Here is a 13,847-nt window from a genome sequence, read left to right on the forward strand (position 1 = left end):
TAGGCTTGCCTTATGAGCACCGTCCCCGCCGCCACCAGCGCCACGAAGAAGAGCCGCCCCCAGGTCACCCTGACCGTGCTGCGCAAGGAACAGCTGTCCCCGCACATGGTCCGGATCGTGGCCGGCGGGGAGGGCTTCAGCGACTTCGCCAACAACGGCTTCGTGGACCGGTACGTGAAGATCGTTTTCCCGCAGCCCGGGGTTGACTACCCCTCCCCGCTGGACCTGTGGGCCGTCCGGGAAACCATGCCGCGCGAGCAGTGGCCGTTCACCCGCACCTATACGCTGCGCTGGGTGGATCCGGAGGCGAGCGAACTCGCCATCGACTTCGTGGTCCACGGCGACGAGGGCCTGGCGGGTCCATGGGCGGCAGGGGCACAGCCGGGCGAGACACTGACCTTCACCGGACCCGGCGGCGCCTACAACCCCAACCCCGAGGCCGACTGGTACCTGTTCGCCGGTGATGAGGCAGCGCTTCCTGCCATCGCCGCATGCATCGAGGCCCTGCCCGCGGAGGCAACCGGGCTTGCCTTCCTGGAGGTAGGTTCCGAGGCCGACATCCAGCCTGTTTCCGCCCCTCCCGGGCTGGAGATTACCTGGCTGGCCCGCAACGGCACACCGGCAGGTGCCAGCGACCTGCTTGTCAGGGCGGTGGCGGAGGCCGAATGGCCCACCGGCACCGTGGATGTGTTTGCACATGGCGAACGCGGCTATATGAAGGCCCTCCGCGAAATCTTCTTCAAGCAGCGCGGCCTGGATCGCCGGCAGGTGTCCCTCTCCGGTTACTGGGCGCAGGGCCGCGTGGAGGACGTGTTCCAGGCCGAGAAAAAGCTCCCGGTCGGCCAGATCTAGCGGCGGCGCGCCCGGCGCCGCTCGTTGCTTGCCAGGCTGCGGGTCAGGGGCCGGGCCAGCACGTCGCCCAGGACGATGCCGCCGGCCGTTCCCAGCACGATGGCACCGGCGCTGAGCATTCCTCCGGCGCCGGCCACGATCTCGGACTCCTCAACGGTGAGGACGTACATGGACCGGAATATCGTGAGGCCGGGCAGCAGGATCAGGGCTGCGGGAACTGCCACCACCAGCTGCGGCGCACCCATCCGCAGCGCCACCACCCGTGCCAGCAGGCCAATGACGACGGCGGCCATGGCAGGGGCGAAACGGTCCCCGATGCCCAGCAGGCCGCAGCCCAGCAGCACCAGGTAGCCCGCCACGCCTACGGCTGCGGTTGGCAGCAGGAGCTTCCAGGTGGTCTGTTCCGTAATGCCGATGGCCATCACGGCGGCGGCTACGAAGATGATGAGGACCCACAGATCGTAGGCGGGCGGGAAGGTCTGGGTAACGTCGATGCGCTGCAGCCCGGTCAGCTCCCCCACCACGAAGGCAACAGCGATCCCTGCCACGATGGCGCCGAACGTCAGCAGCGTGGACAGGAACCGTCCGGCCGCCGTCACCGGGAAGCCGTTGATGGCATCCTGCACGGAGGACACCAGGCGCCCGGTGGGAAGGAGCAGCAGGATGCCGCCCACCACCACGATGGACGGCGATGCGGTGAGCCCGAACTGCCAGAGCAGCAGCGCCAGCATGGTGACCACGAAAGAGCAGCTGGCGGTGATGAAGAAGTCCGGTACGCGCCAGCGTCCCAGCTGCCGGGCCAGCAGGCTGATGCCGATATTGGCCACGAACGCAACTGCCGAGGACACCGGACCGCCGCCCAGCACGCCAACGAACACGGCGGCGAAGATGCCGAAGGCGGCCGTGACCATCCAGCGCGGATAGGGTTTCGGGCTGGTGATGGCCTCGTTCAGCCGGCGGATCGCCTCATCCCGGCCCACGCCGCCGGCCACGATGTCCGTGACCAGTTGGTGCACCTTGGCCAGGCCCGCATAGTTGTTGGTCCAGGAGCGCACCACGCGCAGCAGGGCGATCGGCGTCTGGTCCTTGGGTGCGTAGTTGATACCCACGGACTGGTTGGTGATGTCCACCTCGATGTTTTTCAGCCCCAGGGCCGCGGTGACGGCAATGATGCTGGTTTCCACTTCCAGGGCGCCGGCGCCATACCGGAACATGGTCTCGGCCAGGTGCAGGGCGAAATCCAGGGTCTTCCGGGCGGAGGTGTCCACGCCACCCACCTGGATGGTGGGGTTGGCGTAGGGACTCCCCGCCAGCCGGTCCACGATGCTCAACGGGGCGGTTGGTGGATTCTCGCCCTGCACCAGGCGGCGCAGCATCCTCTTGGCGGCAGCGTCCTGCCGAAGCTGCGCAGGGGTCAGCGGTTCAGTCTTGGGCAGGCCGTCAGTCTTTGGCCTGTGCCCTGGCCGTTCGTGCCGTTCGGTCATGCCCGCTTCCTCCCTGTACGCGGTTTATGGACGGTCAGGCTGCACGCTTCAGCGGCAACTTGCCCAGCAGCGTGCGGGCGGCGGCCGCAGCGGACCTGGCGAGCCTGTTGGCATGGAAGACGGCGGGCCGCACCGGCACGACGAAGTCTCCCACCAGCTGGACCACTTCACCGCCAAAGCCCTTCTTGAATTCGTAGCCGCCGTGGCCTTCCTCGTCCTGGCCGGAGATGCCGAAGGTGCCGTAGAAGTTGTACCGCGGGTATCCCTTCTCGAGGGCATGCAGCATCATTCCCCAGTACAGGGAGGTTGCGCCGTTGAAGTAGATGTAGTCCTGGACGGTGCCGCCGATGACGCACACCACCTCATCGCCGTAGCAAACGAAGTGGATGGCTGCCACGGTGGCCGTCCCCACGGAGTCGGGGAACCTTTCGATGTCCTTCAGGCTCCGCTCGTAGCTGTCCACCAGGTCCTGTACCACTTTGAGCCGGTTGGCCTTCTTTTTGCTGCCGGTCTCCTCCACCTCACGGCGGAGATCTGCTGCGGTGGCTGACTCCGTTGCCAGGCGCTCAGTGATGGATTTCCGGTAGGCCGGGATGTCGATCTTCGCCATCATCAGCTTGGTGAATTCCGGGGTGGTGGTCCGGAGCAGGTGTTCGTAGTAGGCGCGTTCGCGGTAGACGAATCCTTTTTCGTCACCGGCCCGGCTCAGGGCCCCGTAGAAGTCGTCCAGGGTGTCCAGGGTGGCCTGTTCCAGGAAGACGCCGTTCTTTTCCGCTTTGCGGATGGCTTTGCGCGTCCGGTAGCTGGTGCTCATGATCAGTTCTTCGGCGTCCTGGATGCCCACCAGGTTCTTGATGAACATCCAGTTGACGTTGACGAAGTTCATGTCCAGGCCCTGGTGCTCGAACCCCAGCCGTTCCAGGTCGGCCACCAGGGGCCGGTTGTCCTCGACGTCGGGGTGCTCGGCGCCGTCGGCGTCCCGGGCGATGTACCTGACGTTCGGCGAGATCCGCAGTTCAGCGGCTTTGCGGCCTGCCGCGTGCTTGCGGAGAAGCTCGACGACGGCGCCCACCAGGTTCCGGTCCGTGTAGTCCATAAGGGGGCCCTTGGCGCATTCACAGACGGTGTAGCCGAGGCGGTTTGTGGTGTAGTTGAGCTTTCCTGCCGCCACGAGTTCCCCGTTGCGCCGGACCCCGAAGAGTTCCACCTGCTGGCCGCGTGCTCGCTGGAAACGGGCAAAATCAATGGACTGCAGGAAACTGTTCTGCGGGTGCTTCAGGGCGAAGGCCTCAAAGTCGGCGTCGCTGAGGTTGGCGTATTCAAGCCCGGTAGCGGCGGAAACTGGATTCAAGGGGTGACCTTCTTCTGGACTCTTCGCGGCCTGGTGGGCGCGCGATGGGCGGGCGGTGTTCGGGGCGGCCGGCACGCGGGCGTGCTGGTCCGGCGGGGGTCGCGGGAGCTTTGCGGGTCTGGCGGCTGCAGGTTAGTAGAACTGCTGGCCGGTCCGTGCGGTTTCAATCCGGCGGAAGATCTTTTCGCCGCCTTTGACCCAAAGCCGGTGCCGCAGCGGGGACAGGACGTAGTCGTGGCAGCCCACGAAGTCGGTCACTGTCTTGGTGAAGCTGGTCTTGAACATGCCCATTCCGTAAAGGTTGTGGGTCTTGTCCTTGATGCGCGCAGCTGGAGGCGTGCCGCAGAAGTCGTACTCGGTGCAGCCGAGTTCCTGCATCCGGCGGATGGCCGCCCACTGGACCAGGTGCGAGTCACCGTACTGTTTGCGGTTCTGGGTGGAACCGCCGTCCTTGTAGGTTGCCTTGGCACCGTAGTTGATGACGAATGCGCCCACGCTGGGCTTTCCGTCCTCGTAGGTGAAGAAGAAGTTGCCCTGGCCGCGGTTGCTGAACTCATCCCAGAACTGTGCGTAGTAATCGTAGCTGCGCAGGGGCATGGATCCCTTGGCGCTGACGGTGTTGACCATCAGGTCGTACAGGGCGCGGTAGGTTTCAGGTCCGGGTTCCTGCCGGACCACCTGGCAGCCTTCGCGTTCGGCACGCCGGATGGCATTGCGGGCGCGCGAGGAGATGGCTTTGAATACTGCCTCTTCGGAGCCGGAGATATCCAGCAGGGCGGTGGAGTCGTTGGACTGGATATTGGGCGCTTTCACCAGGTTGGCCGCGCGCAGTTCCTTCTGCACCTCGTCGGAGTCGATAATGTCCGGTTCCACTTTGATGGTGAAGACATTCAGCTTCCTGCCGCGGACAAACGCGGCAACGGATTCAAGGACGGGGCCGAGGTCCGCTGCATCGGCCAGGTCGGGGCCCTTGATCAGGTACCACAACCGTCCCAGGACGGGGAAGCTCTTCTCCAGCACCAGGTTGTAGCTGGAGTTTCCGGGGCTTTCCAGCACCAGGAACCGGACTTTCCAGCCGCTTCCGTTCTTGACCGATGCATAGGCGGCGGACTGCAGCATATTGCCGCCGTTCGGATTGGCCGTGACGTGCTTGTCCCAGTTTTCAATTTCCTCGGCGGTGGCAAAACGTGCGGTGAATTGTCGCAAGGGGGCCTTGTCCAATCGGGTCTGTGCGCGGTTTCGGTAGTTCTGGGTGCGTGCGGACATGCAGCCTCAAGTCTAAAGCCTGATGTGCTTCCGGCTTTTCGCCGACCGGCGGTGCACGGGCGGCATCCGCGTTCAGAATGCCCGCTTGACGTCGCTGTTGGCGGTCAACAAGGGTGTAGGCATGAGGCCGGATGGGGAAGAGACTACAGCCCGCACGGGGAGCGACGGACAGCCCTACAGCGCCGGGGTGCAGGTGGCCGCGCTTATCGGATTCCTGGTGGCGTCACTGTTGGTGGCGGCGCTGGGCGGCCTGGCCTCGGCGGCCAATGTCTCCGGCTGGTACGCCACCGCAGACAAGGCGCCCTGGTCCCCGCCCAACGGCGTGTTTGGTCCCGTCTGGACCGTCCTCTATGCGGCAATGGCTGTCGCAGCGTGGCTGGTCTGGCGCCGGCGGACCAGCAGGACGCGTCCGGCAATGGCCGCCTACGCCGTCCAGCTGGTCCTCAATCTTGCCTGGACCCCCGCGTTTTTCGCCCTTTACCCCGCCCTTGGCACGCCGGCCCTGTGGCTGGGGCTGGCCATCATCCTTGCCCTGATCGCCGCCGTCGCAGTAACCGTTGTGTATTTTGGTCCCATCAGCCGCACGGCCGGGCTGCTCCTGCTGCCCTACGTGTCATGGCTGGTGTTTGCGGCCAGCCTGAACTGGTGGGCCGCGGCGCATAACTAAGCGATGGTCTCCGCGTGGCCTGTGGCGTCGCGTTGCCAGGTGGGGATCAGCATTCGACGACGTTGACGGCGAGGCCGCCCATGGCGGTTTCTTTGTATTTGGAGGACATGTCCTTGCCGGTTTCGCGCATGGTGATGATGACTTCGTCCAGGGACACGCGGTGGGTGCCGTCGCCCCAGAGCGCCATTTTCGCGGCGTTGATCGCTTTCGCGGCCGCGATCGCGTTCCGTTCGATGCAGGGGACCTGGACCAGCCCGCCGATCGGGTCGCAGGTCAGGCCCAGGTTGTGTTCCATCGCGATTTCCGCGGCGTTCTCCACCTGCGCCGGGGTCCCGCCCATGACCTCGGCCAGGCCCGCGGCCGCCATCGAGGACGCCGACCCCACCTCGCCCTGGCAGCCGACCTCGGCCCCGGAGATCGAGGCCTGTTCCTTGTACAGCACCCCCACCGCGCCCGCGGCCAGCAGGAACCGCACCACCACCGCGTCCCGGTCCTCCTGGGTGGCCTTGTCCATGCCCGGGGCGAAATGCAGGGCGTAGAACAGCACCGCGGGGATGATCCCGGCCGCCCCGTTCGTCGGGGCGGTGACCACCCGCCCGCCGGAGGCGTTCTCCTCGTTCACCGCCAACGCCACCAAATTAACCCACTCCTGCCAATACCTGGCATCGAACGGGCCCGCGTCCCACGCCGCATCCGTCTCCTCGACCGGGCCGCCCGCGGATTCCTTCTTCAACCGGTCGTACCAGTCAGGGGCGCGGCGGCGGACCTTCAACCCGCCCGGCAGCACCCCTTCCCGCCTCAACGAGGCGGCCACGCAGCCCTCCATCACCGACCAGATCTGCAGCAGCCCCGCCCGGATCTGCTCCTCGTCCCGGGAGACTTTTTCGTTCACGAGCATCACATCGGCGATGCCCAACCCGGTCACCGCGCAGTGCCCCAGCAGCTCCGCCGCGGTCCGGAACGGCAGCGGCAGTTCCTGTTTGGACGCGTCCAGTTCCTGCTGCGCCGCGTCCTCCTCGCCCTCCCGGACGATGAACCCGCCACCCACCGAGAAAAACGTCGCCGAATGCAGCACCTCCCCGGCCGCATCAGTGACCGTGAACGTCATCCCGTTCGTGTGCCGCGGCAACACCGTCAACGGCCGCAGCACCATGTCCTTCACCCCGTACGGCAAGGCCACAGCACCGGCCAGGTTCAGCACCCCGGTCTCCGCGATCGAGGCCAGCCGCTCCTCCACCTCGGCGGGCAGGATCAACTCCGGATGGAACCCCTCCAACCCCAACAAAACGGCGGTCATCGTCCCATGCCCATGACCCGTCGCCGCCAACGACCCATACAAATCAACCCGCAACCCCGCCACATCACCCAGGACACCCAGGCCCTTGAGCTCCTCAGCGAACACCGCAGCAGCCCGCATCGGCCCCACAGTATGCGAAGACGAAGGCCCAATCCCGATCGAAAACAGGTCAAAGACTCCAACAGCCATAACGGGGTATTTCCTAACTAAATCTGGTTCGGTTGCCGCTCAACCCACTTCCTGTACGTCCTGTCAGCCTCGACACACCGGTCCATGCGCACCAGGGGCCGGCAGAGCCGGACCCGAAGCCGGCCACGGTGCGGTACAGGGCTTACTTTTGGCGTTTGTAGAACGGGAGGTCGACGACTTCGAATGGCTCCGCCTTGCCACGGAGGTCCACGTCGAGGGCGGTGCCGGGTGCCGAGTATTCGACGTCGACGTAGGCCATGGCGATGGGGTAGCCAAGGGTGGGCGACGGCTGGCCGGAGGTGACTTCGCCAACCGTGGCGCCGTCCTTGAGGACGGGGTAGTGCGCGCGTCCGGCGCGGCGGCCCTGGCCTTTGAGCCCCACGAGGCGGCGGCCGGAGGTGCTGCCGGCTCCGGCTTCCTTTTTGGCGGCCAGGGCGGCTTTGCCGACGAAGTCGCCTTCCTTGGAAAGCGCGACGACGGGGCCGAGGCCGGCGGCGAACGGGTCGCCCTGCAGCGACAGTTCGTTGCCGTACAGGGGCATTCCCGCTTCGAGGCGCAGGGAGTCACGGGAGGCGAGGCCTGCCGGGGTCAGTTCCCTGTCGTCGGCGACGGCGATCAGTGACTGCCACAGCGCGGGGGCATCGTCGTTGCCCACGAAGATTTCGAACCCGTCCTCACCCGTGTACCCGGTGCGGGCAAGCAGGAGTTCCTTTCCGGCGCCGCCTACCAGGAGCGGCACGCTGACAGCGGCGTAGTACTTCAGCTCAGTGACCAGTGCGTGCTGCGCGGCCGGGACCAGGCGCAGCAGGAGTTCCTGGGCCTTGGGGCCCTGGACGGCGATCAGCGACGTGCGGGCTGAGGCATCCTCCACTACAACATCGAACCCGGCGGCCCGTTCCTGCAGGGCAGCGGCCACCACGGTGGCATTGCCCGCGTTGGGGACCACCAGGAAGACGTCGGCGCCGTCCTGCGCGGCAGGGCGTCGGTAGGTGATGAGGTCGTCGATGATGCCGCCGTCCTCGTTGCAGATCAGCGAGTACTTGGCCTTGCCCACGGCCATGGCGGAGATCTTTCCCACCAGGGCGTAGTCCAGGAAGGCTGCGGCATCCGGGCCGGTCACCCAGACCTCGCCCATGTGGGAAAGGTCGAACAGGCCGGCAGCCTTGCGGACGGCGTGGTGTTCAGCAAGCTCCGAGCTGTACTTCAGCGGCATCTGCCACCCGCCGAAGTCCGTGAAGGAAGCTCCAAGCTTCTTGTGCTCGTCGTAAAGCGCGGTGTATTTCTCGGTCATGGCGCCGGTCCTCAGTTTTCGAAGTCTTCCAGCGGCGGGCAGGAGCAGATGAGGTTCCTGTCACCTGCGGCGCCGTCGATGCGTCCCACGGGCGGGAAGTACTTGTCCTGCTTGTGGTGGGCAGGGAACGCCGCCTGCTCCCGCGGGTAGGCGCGGTCCCAGTCAGAGCTGACGACGGCGGCCGCCGTGTGGGGTGCGCGGCGCAGGGGTGAATCCGCTACAGCAAAGTCGCCGTTGGCCACCTGGTCGATTTCCTTGCGGATGCTGATCATGGCCTCGATGAAGCGGTCGATCTCGGCCAGGTCCTCTGACTCGGTGGGCTCCACCATCAGCGTGCCCGCGACAGGGAACGAAAGGGTGGGGGCGTGGAAACCGAAGTCGATCAGCCGCTTGGCCACGTCCTCGGCCGTGACTCCCGTCTTCGCCGTGAGTTCGCGCAGGTCCAGGATGCACTCGTGCGCCACCAGCCCGCCTTCACCGGTGTAGAGGACCGGGAAGTATTCGTTCAGGCGGGACGCGACGTAGTTGGCCGCCAGCAGCGCGGACTTGGTGGCCTCGGTCAGGCCCTCACCGCCCATCAGCTTCACGTAGGCCCAGGAAATCGGCAGGACGCCGGCCGAACCGAACCGGGACGCCGAGATCGCCACACCGTGCCCGGCTTCGTGCGCCGCCTTGTTCGCGTCGCCCGGCATGAACGGTGCCAGGTGCGCCTTGGCGGCAACGGGCCCGACGCCGGGTCCCCCGCCGCCGTGCGGGATGCAGAAGGTCTTGTGCAGGTTCAGGTGGGACACGTCCCCGCCGAACTGGCCCGGCTGGGCCAGCCCTACCAGGGCGTTGAGGTTGGCGCCGTCGATGTAGACCTGGCCGCCCGCGGCGTGCACAGCGTCACAGACTTCGCGGACATCCCCATCGTAGACACCGTGGGTGGAGGGGTAGGTGATCATGATGGCCGAGAGGACGTCCTTGTTGGCCTCGATCTTGGCCGTCAGGTCGTCGTGGTCGATGGTGCCGTCGGCAGCCGTGGCCACGACGACCACCTTCATGCCCGCGAGCACGGCGGAGGCGGCGTTGGTGCCGTGCGCCGAGGCCGGGATCAGGCAGACGTTGCGCTGCTGCTCGCCCCGGGAATGGTGGTAGCCGCGGATCGCGAGCAGCCCGGCGAGCTCGCCCTGCGAGCCCGCGTTGGGCTGGATGGACACCTGGTCATACCCGGTGATCTCGGCGAGGTCCGCTTCCAGGCCGGCGATGAGTTCGCGCCAGCCTTCGGTCTGGGAGTCCGGGGCGAACGGGTGGATCGAGGCGAACTCCGGCCAGGAAATGGCTTCCATCTCGGCCGTGGCGTTCAGCTTCATGGTGCATGAACCCAGCGGGATCATGGTGCGGTCCAGCGCCAGGTCCCGGTCCGAGAGCTTGCGGATGTAACGCAGCAGCTGGGTTTCAGACCGGTGCGTGTTGAAGACCGGGTGCTGCAGGTAGTCGGAGGAACGCTCGACGGCGGCCTCCAGCCCAAAGCCCTGGCCCTCGCCCTGGACCTCGGCAACCGTGGCGCCAAAGACGTCGGCAACCTGGGCGACGATGGCCGCCGTCGTGGTTTCATCGAGGGCGATGCCTACGGTGTCGGCGTCGACGCTGCGCAGGTTGATGCCCCGCGCCTCGGCGTCGGCGATGATGCCAGCAGCCCGTCCGGGGACCCGGACCGTAAGGGTGTCGAAGAAGCTCGTGTGCAGCACCTCGACGCCGGCGGCCGCAAGCGAGGCCGCCAGGCTACGGGCGTGGCGGTGCGCCGTTTGGGCAATCGCCTTCAGGCCGTCGGGGCCGTGGTAAACGGCGTACATGGACGCAACGATGGCCAGCAGCGCCTGGGCGGTGCAGATGTTGGACGTGGCCTTCTCGCGGCGGATGTGCTGCTCGCGGGTCTGCAGTGCCAACCGGTAGGCAGGCGTGCCGGCGTCGTCCTTTGACACCCCAACCAGGCGGCCAGGCAAGGAACGCTCCAGGCCTTTGCGGACAGCCATGTAGGCGGCATGGGGGCCGCCGAAGAACAGCGGCACGCCAAAACGCTGGGCTGAGCCGACGGCAATGTCCGCGCCCTGCTCGCCCGGAGGGGTGATCAGTGTCAGGGCCAGCAGGTCCGCAGCCACGGTGACCAGCGCGCCCCGGTCCTTGGCAGCGGCGATCACGGCGGACTGGTCCCACACGCGGCCGGAGACCCCGGGCTGCTGCAGCACGATCCCGTTGATGTCGCCCTCGGGCAGGCCCTTGGACAGGTCGGCGACCTCCACCTCGAAGCCGAGCGCCTCCGCACGCCCCAGCACGATGGCGATGGTCTGCGGCAGCACGTCGATGTCCAGGACGGTCTTGCCGCCTGCCGCGGGCTTGGTCTTGTTGGCGCGGCGCATCAGCAGCACGGCCTCGGCCACCGCCGTTGCTTCATCCAGCAGCGAAGCGTTGGCGATGGGCAGGCCCACAAGGTCCTGCACCATGGTCTGGAAGTTCAGCAGCGCCTCAAGCCGGCCCTGCGAAATCTCCGGCTGGTAGGGCGTGTAGGCGGTGTACCAGGCCGGGGATTCCAGGATGTTGCGGCGGATCACCGGCGGAGTCACGGTGTCGTAGTAGCCCTGGCCGATCAGCTGCACCGCCGTCTTGTTCTTGGCGGCAAGCTTCCGCAGTTCCGTGAGGACTTCAACCTCACTGAGGGCGTCCTGCAGGCGAAGGGCGGTGTCCTGGCGGATGACCTTGGGAACCGCGGTGTCCACAAGGGAATCGACCGAGTCGTAGCCTACGGCTTTGAGCATGGTGTCGACGTCGGCCTGGCGGCGCGCGCCGATATGGCGGTCTACGAAAGTGGTGGAGGCTGGGGTAACCGACACGAAGGAACTCCATTTACTCAGGCGGCGAAGGGTACGCCACAGCTATTCGGGTTCCTCCCCGCTCTGTATTGGACCTGAGAGTTTCCGCGTTCCCTGCCTGGGCAGGACCCGCTTGCACCGTCGGTGAGCACAACAGTCCCTACCTCTCCAAAAGAGAATAAGACTGCCTGCTGCTTTCCAGAGGTGCCTCGCCGCGGCGGTACGGGGGCCTGCGAGATTCCTGGGGAGGATTTGCTCCTACGGCGCCTGCCTGTACTTCCGGCAGAACTCTCCCGCCGCAGATCAAAGGCTATTCATTTGTTGGATCATGAAGGCCGGTGACAGCCCTCACAACTTTCTATTGTCCTACGCGGCAACCCCTCCCGGCAAATGACGGAGCTACCTGCGGAGCCGTTCCAGCGCGGCCAGGAGTTCCTCCACGTCAGCGGCCGCTCCCCCGGCCGGCGCAGGGGCCACGGACAGCATGGCGTTGAAGTACAGGCCGTCCCCCATATAGAGGACTGCCTTGGCCAGCCCAGGTCCCACATCCGCAGCAATTTCGTCCAGCCAGCGCTGCTGGATGGCCGCGAAGCGGCGCCGCGTCTCCTCGTGGGCCACCTCTGCAAGCCGGGTGGCGGCCACGATGGCACGGTCCAAAGGGGTATCCGCCCAGACCGAGGAACGGATGAAGTAGGCCGCGGCGCCTTCAGCTGCCGACGCCATGGCATCGGCATCCTCGCTCGCCAGGCCCTCCAGGCGGTCAAGCAACACGGCAATCAGGGCTTCCTTGTTGGGAAAGTGGTAGAGGAGGCCGCCTTTGGATACGCCGGCCTTGCGCGCCACGGCATCGAGGGTGGCCGCCCGCTCACCCACTTCAATCAGCAGGGACTCGAAGGCGTCAAGGACCGCGTCACGGGCAACAGGCTTTCGGGGCATGCCCTCCATCATGCCCTCCCCCGTGCAGGAATAAGGAAAACCATCGCATTTTTAAACTATACCGTCCGGACGGTATAGTTATCTCATGACCACTTCCATCGAGAGTTCGGCAACCGGGCAGGCAAGCAGCACTTCCATGCGTCCTCCGTGGCGCGACTGGCTGGCGCTGGGGCTCCTGATGTTTCCCGTGCTGCTGGTGGCGGTGGACAACACCGCACTGACGTTCGCGCTGCCGGCCATCGCCCGGGCCCTGGAACCCACGGGCGTGCAGCTGCTGTGGATCGTTGACGCCTACCCCCTGGTGCTGGCCGGGCTGCTGGTATCAATGGGAAGCCTCGGCGACCGGATTGGGCGGCGGAGGCTGCTCATCCTTGGCAGCATCGGCTTTGCCGCGCTGTCCGTTGCGACGGCTTTTGCACCCGCGCCGGAATGGCTCATCGCCGGCCGCGCCGCCCTGGGATTCTTCGGCGCCATGCTGATGCCGTCCACCTTGTCGCTGATCCGCAACATTTTCCCCGAGCCCAATCGCCGCAGGCTGGCCGTCGCCATCTGGGCCGCCGGATTCTCCGGCGGCGCGGCCCTGGGTCCGATCTTCGGCGGCTGGCTGGTGGAGCACTTCTGGTGGGGTGCCGTCTTCCTGGTGGCGGTCCCCCTCATGCTCCCCCTGCTGGCGTTTGGACCGGCCCTCATCCCGGAATCGAAGGATCCGGCACCCGGCAAGGTGGACATCCCCAGCATCCTGCTCTCCATGCTGGTCATGGTGCCCGTTGTCTACGGGATCAAGGCAGTTGCCACCGAAGGTCCAGGGGCGGCAGGTCTGGGCGCCATCGCCTTCGGCCTGGCCACGGGGGCGGTGTTCGTGCAGCGGCAGCAGCGGCTGGCGCACCCCCTGCTGGACATGTCCCTGTTCCGGAACAGGGTGTTCAGCATGGCCATCAGCGCCAACATCCTTGCCCTGTTCTCCTTCAACGGCTTCATCCTGTTCCTCGCCCAGCACCTCCAACTCCTCGAGGGAATGACGCCGTCCGCAGCGGGCGTTGCCATGATCCCGGCACTGGCCGCCACGGTGGTGGCCGGCCTGGTGGTGGTGCCGCTGGTCCGCAAGGTCCGCCCGGGATACGTGGTGGCTGCGGGGTTGGCGTTCAGTGCCACCGGCTACACCATGGTGGCATTCGGGAATCACGACGGCGGCCCCTCGCTGCTGCTGGCAGCCCTGCTGGTCCTTGCACTGGGCGTGGGTACGGCCGAAACCATCTCCAACGACCTCATCCTCGGGTCCGCGCCGCCGGAGAAGTCAGGCGCTGCCGCGGCAATCTCCGAGACCGGCTACGAGGTGGGGTCGCTGCTGGGCACGGCGGTACTGGGCTCCATCCTGACGGCGTCCTACCAGCAGAACCTGCGGCTGCCCGCAGGCCTTGACGGCATGCTGCCCGGCTCCTCCCTGCACAGCGCGAGGGAAACACTTGCCGGCGCAGTGGAAGCAGCAAACCTGCTGCCCGCTTCCCTGTCGGACACCGTCCGGGACGCTGCGGCGTCAGCGTTTGATTCCGGCGTGCACATCACTGCGGCAATTGGGCTGGTACTGATGGCGACGGCGGCAGTCCTCGCCGCCGTCGTGCTGCGGAAGGTGCCGAAAGCGGCCTAACCAAGCGAAACAAAAAGGGC

At 66.4% G+C, this 13,847-nt stretch carries 10 protein-coding genes and 2 riboswitches; of the genes, 3 read left to right on the plus strand and 7 right to left on the minus strand.

What is annotated here, in order from left to right; translation table 11 throughout:
• Positions 1–12: 12 nt before the first annotated feature.
• Entirely contained in the window at positions 13–852 is an 840-nt protein-coding gene (locus tag AC3ANU_RS18685; RefSeq protein WP_488315058.1) for a siderophore-interacting protein, read from the plus strand.
• On the opposite strand, the gene AC3ANU_RS18690 is transcribed toward AC3ANU_RS18685, so the two are convergent.
• The 3 genes from AC3ANU_RS18690 to AC3ANU_RS18700 form a co-directional block, all read right to left on the minus strand.
• Positions 849–2,336: a threonine/serine exporter family protein gene (locus tag AC3ANU_RS18690; protein ID WP_488315059.1), complete on the minus strand. Its 1,488-nt coding sequence runs from the start codon at positions 2,334–2,336 to the stop codon at positions 849–851. The two genes, AC3ANU_RS18685 and AC3ANU_RS18690, sit on opposite strands and share 4 nt — an antisense overlap.
• A 34-nt stretch (positions 2,337–2,370) precedes the next feature.
• The gene (locus AC3ANU_RS18695) at positions 2,371–3,687 is read right to left on the minus strand and encodes a peptidoglycan bridge formation glycyltransferase FemA/FemB family protein (protein ID WP_134165655.1); all 1,317 of its coding nucleotides are present in this window, start codon (positions 3,685–3,687) and stop codon (positions 2,371–2,373) included.
• Between the two features lie 132 nt (positions 3,688–3,819).
• Positions 3,820–4,953 (minus strand): lipid II:glycine glycyltransferase FemX, encoded by a 1,134-nt coding sequence (locus AC3ANU_RS18700; protein ID WP_056389176.1) that lies wholly within the window; start codon positions 4,951–4,953, stop codon positions 3,820–3,822.
• Between the two features lie 121 nt (positions 4,954–5,074).
• Here AC3ANU_RS18700 and AC3ANU_RS18705 point away from each other — a divergent pair, with 121 nt between their 5' ends.
• Positions 5,075–5,620, plus strand: coding sequence for a TspO/MBR family protein (locus tag AC3ANU_RS18705; RefSeq protein WP_056389195.1), 546 nt, complete (start codon positions 5,075–5,077; stop codon positions 5,618–5,620).
• A 46-nt stretch (positions 5,621–5,666) separates the two neighbouring features.
• On the opposite strand, the gene AC3ANU_RS18710 is transcribed toward AC3ANU_RS18705, so the two are convergent.
• The 4 genes from AC3ANU_RS18710 to AC3ANU_RS18725 all read right to left on the minus strand — a co-directional run bounded on the left by AC3ANU_RS18710 (position 5,667) and on the right by AC3ANU_RS18725 (position 12,182).
• Positions 5,667–7,106 carry an L-serine ammonia-lyase gene (locus AC3ANU_RS18710; protein WP_488315060.1) on the minus strand — a complete coding sequence of 480 codons (1,440 nt, stop codon included), beginning with the start codon at positions 7,104–7,106 and terminating at the stop codon, positions 5,667–5,669.
• 142 nt (positions 7,107–7,248) lie between these two features.
• Positions 7,249–8,397, minus strand: a complete 1,149-nt coding sequence (gene gcvT / locus AC3ANU_RS18715) for a glycine cleavage system aminomethyltransferase GcvT (RefSeq protein ID WP_488315061.1) — start codon at positions 8,395–8,397, stop codon at positions 7,249–7,251.
• Between the two features lie 11 nt (positions 8,398–8,408).
• Positions 8,409–11,267, minus strand: a complete 2,859-nt coding sequence (gcvP, locus tag AC3ANU_RS18720) for an aminomethyl-transferring glycine dehydrogenase (RefSeq protein WP_488315062.1) — start codon at positions 11,265–11,267, stop codon at positions 8,409–8,411.
• Positions 11,268–11,320: 53 nt separating this feature from the next.
• Positions 11,321–11,428, minus strand: a riboswitch (glycine riboswitch).
• Positions 11,429–11,454: 26 nt separating this feature from the next.
• Positions 11,455–11,552, minus strand: a riboswitch (glycine riboswitch).
• Between the two features lie 93 nt (positions 11,553–11,645).
• Positions 11,646–12,182, minus strand: a complete 537-nt coding sequence (locus AC3ANU_RS18725; protein WP_142068613.1) for a TetR/AcrR family transcriptional regulator — start codon at positions 12,180–12,182, stop codon at positions 11,646–11,648.
• A gap of 85 nt (positions 12,183–12,267) precedes the next feature.
• Between AC3ANU_RS18725 and AC3ANU_RS18730 the strand changes: the two genes are divergently transcribed.
• Complete coding sequence (locus AC3ANU_RS18730; protein WP_488315063.1) at positions 12,268–13,827, plus strand: MFS transporter; 1,560 nt, start codon at positions 12,268–12,270, stop codon at positions 13,825–13,827.
• Positions 13,828–13,847 lie beyond the last annotated feature (20 nt).

The organism is Arthrobacter sp. SDR-2R (assembly GCF_057747955.1).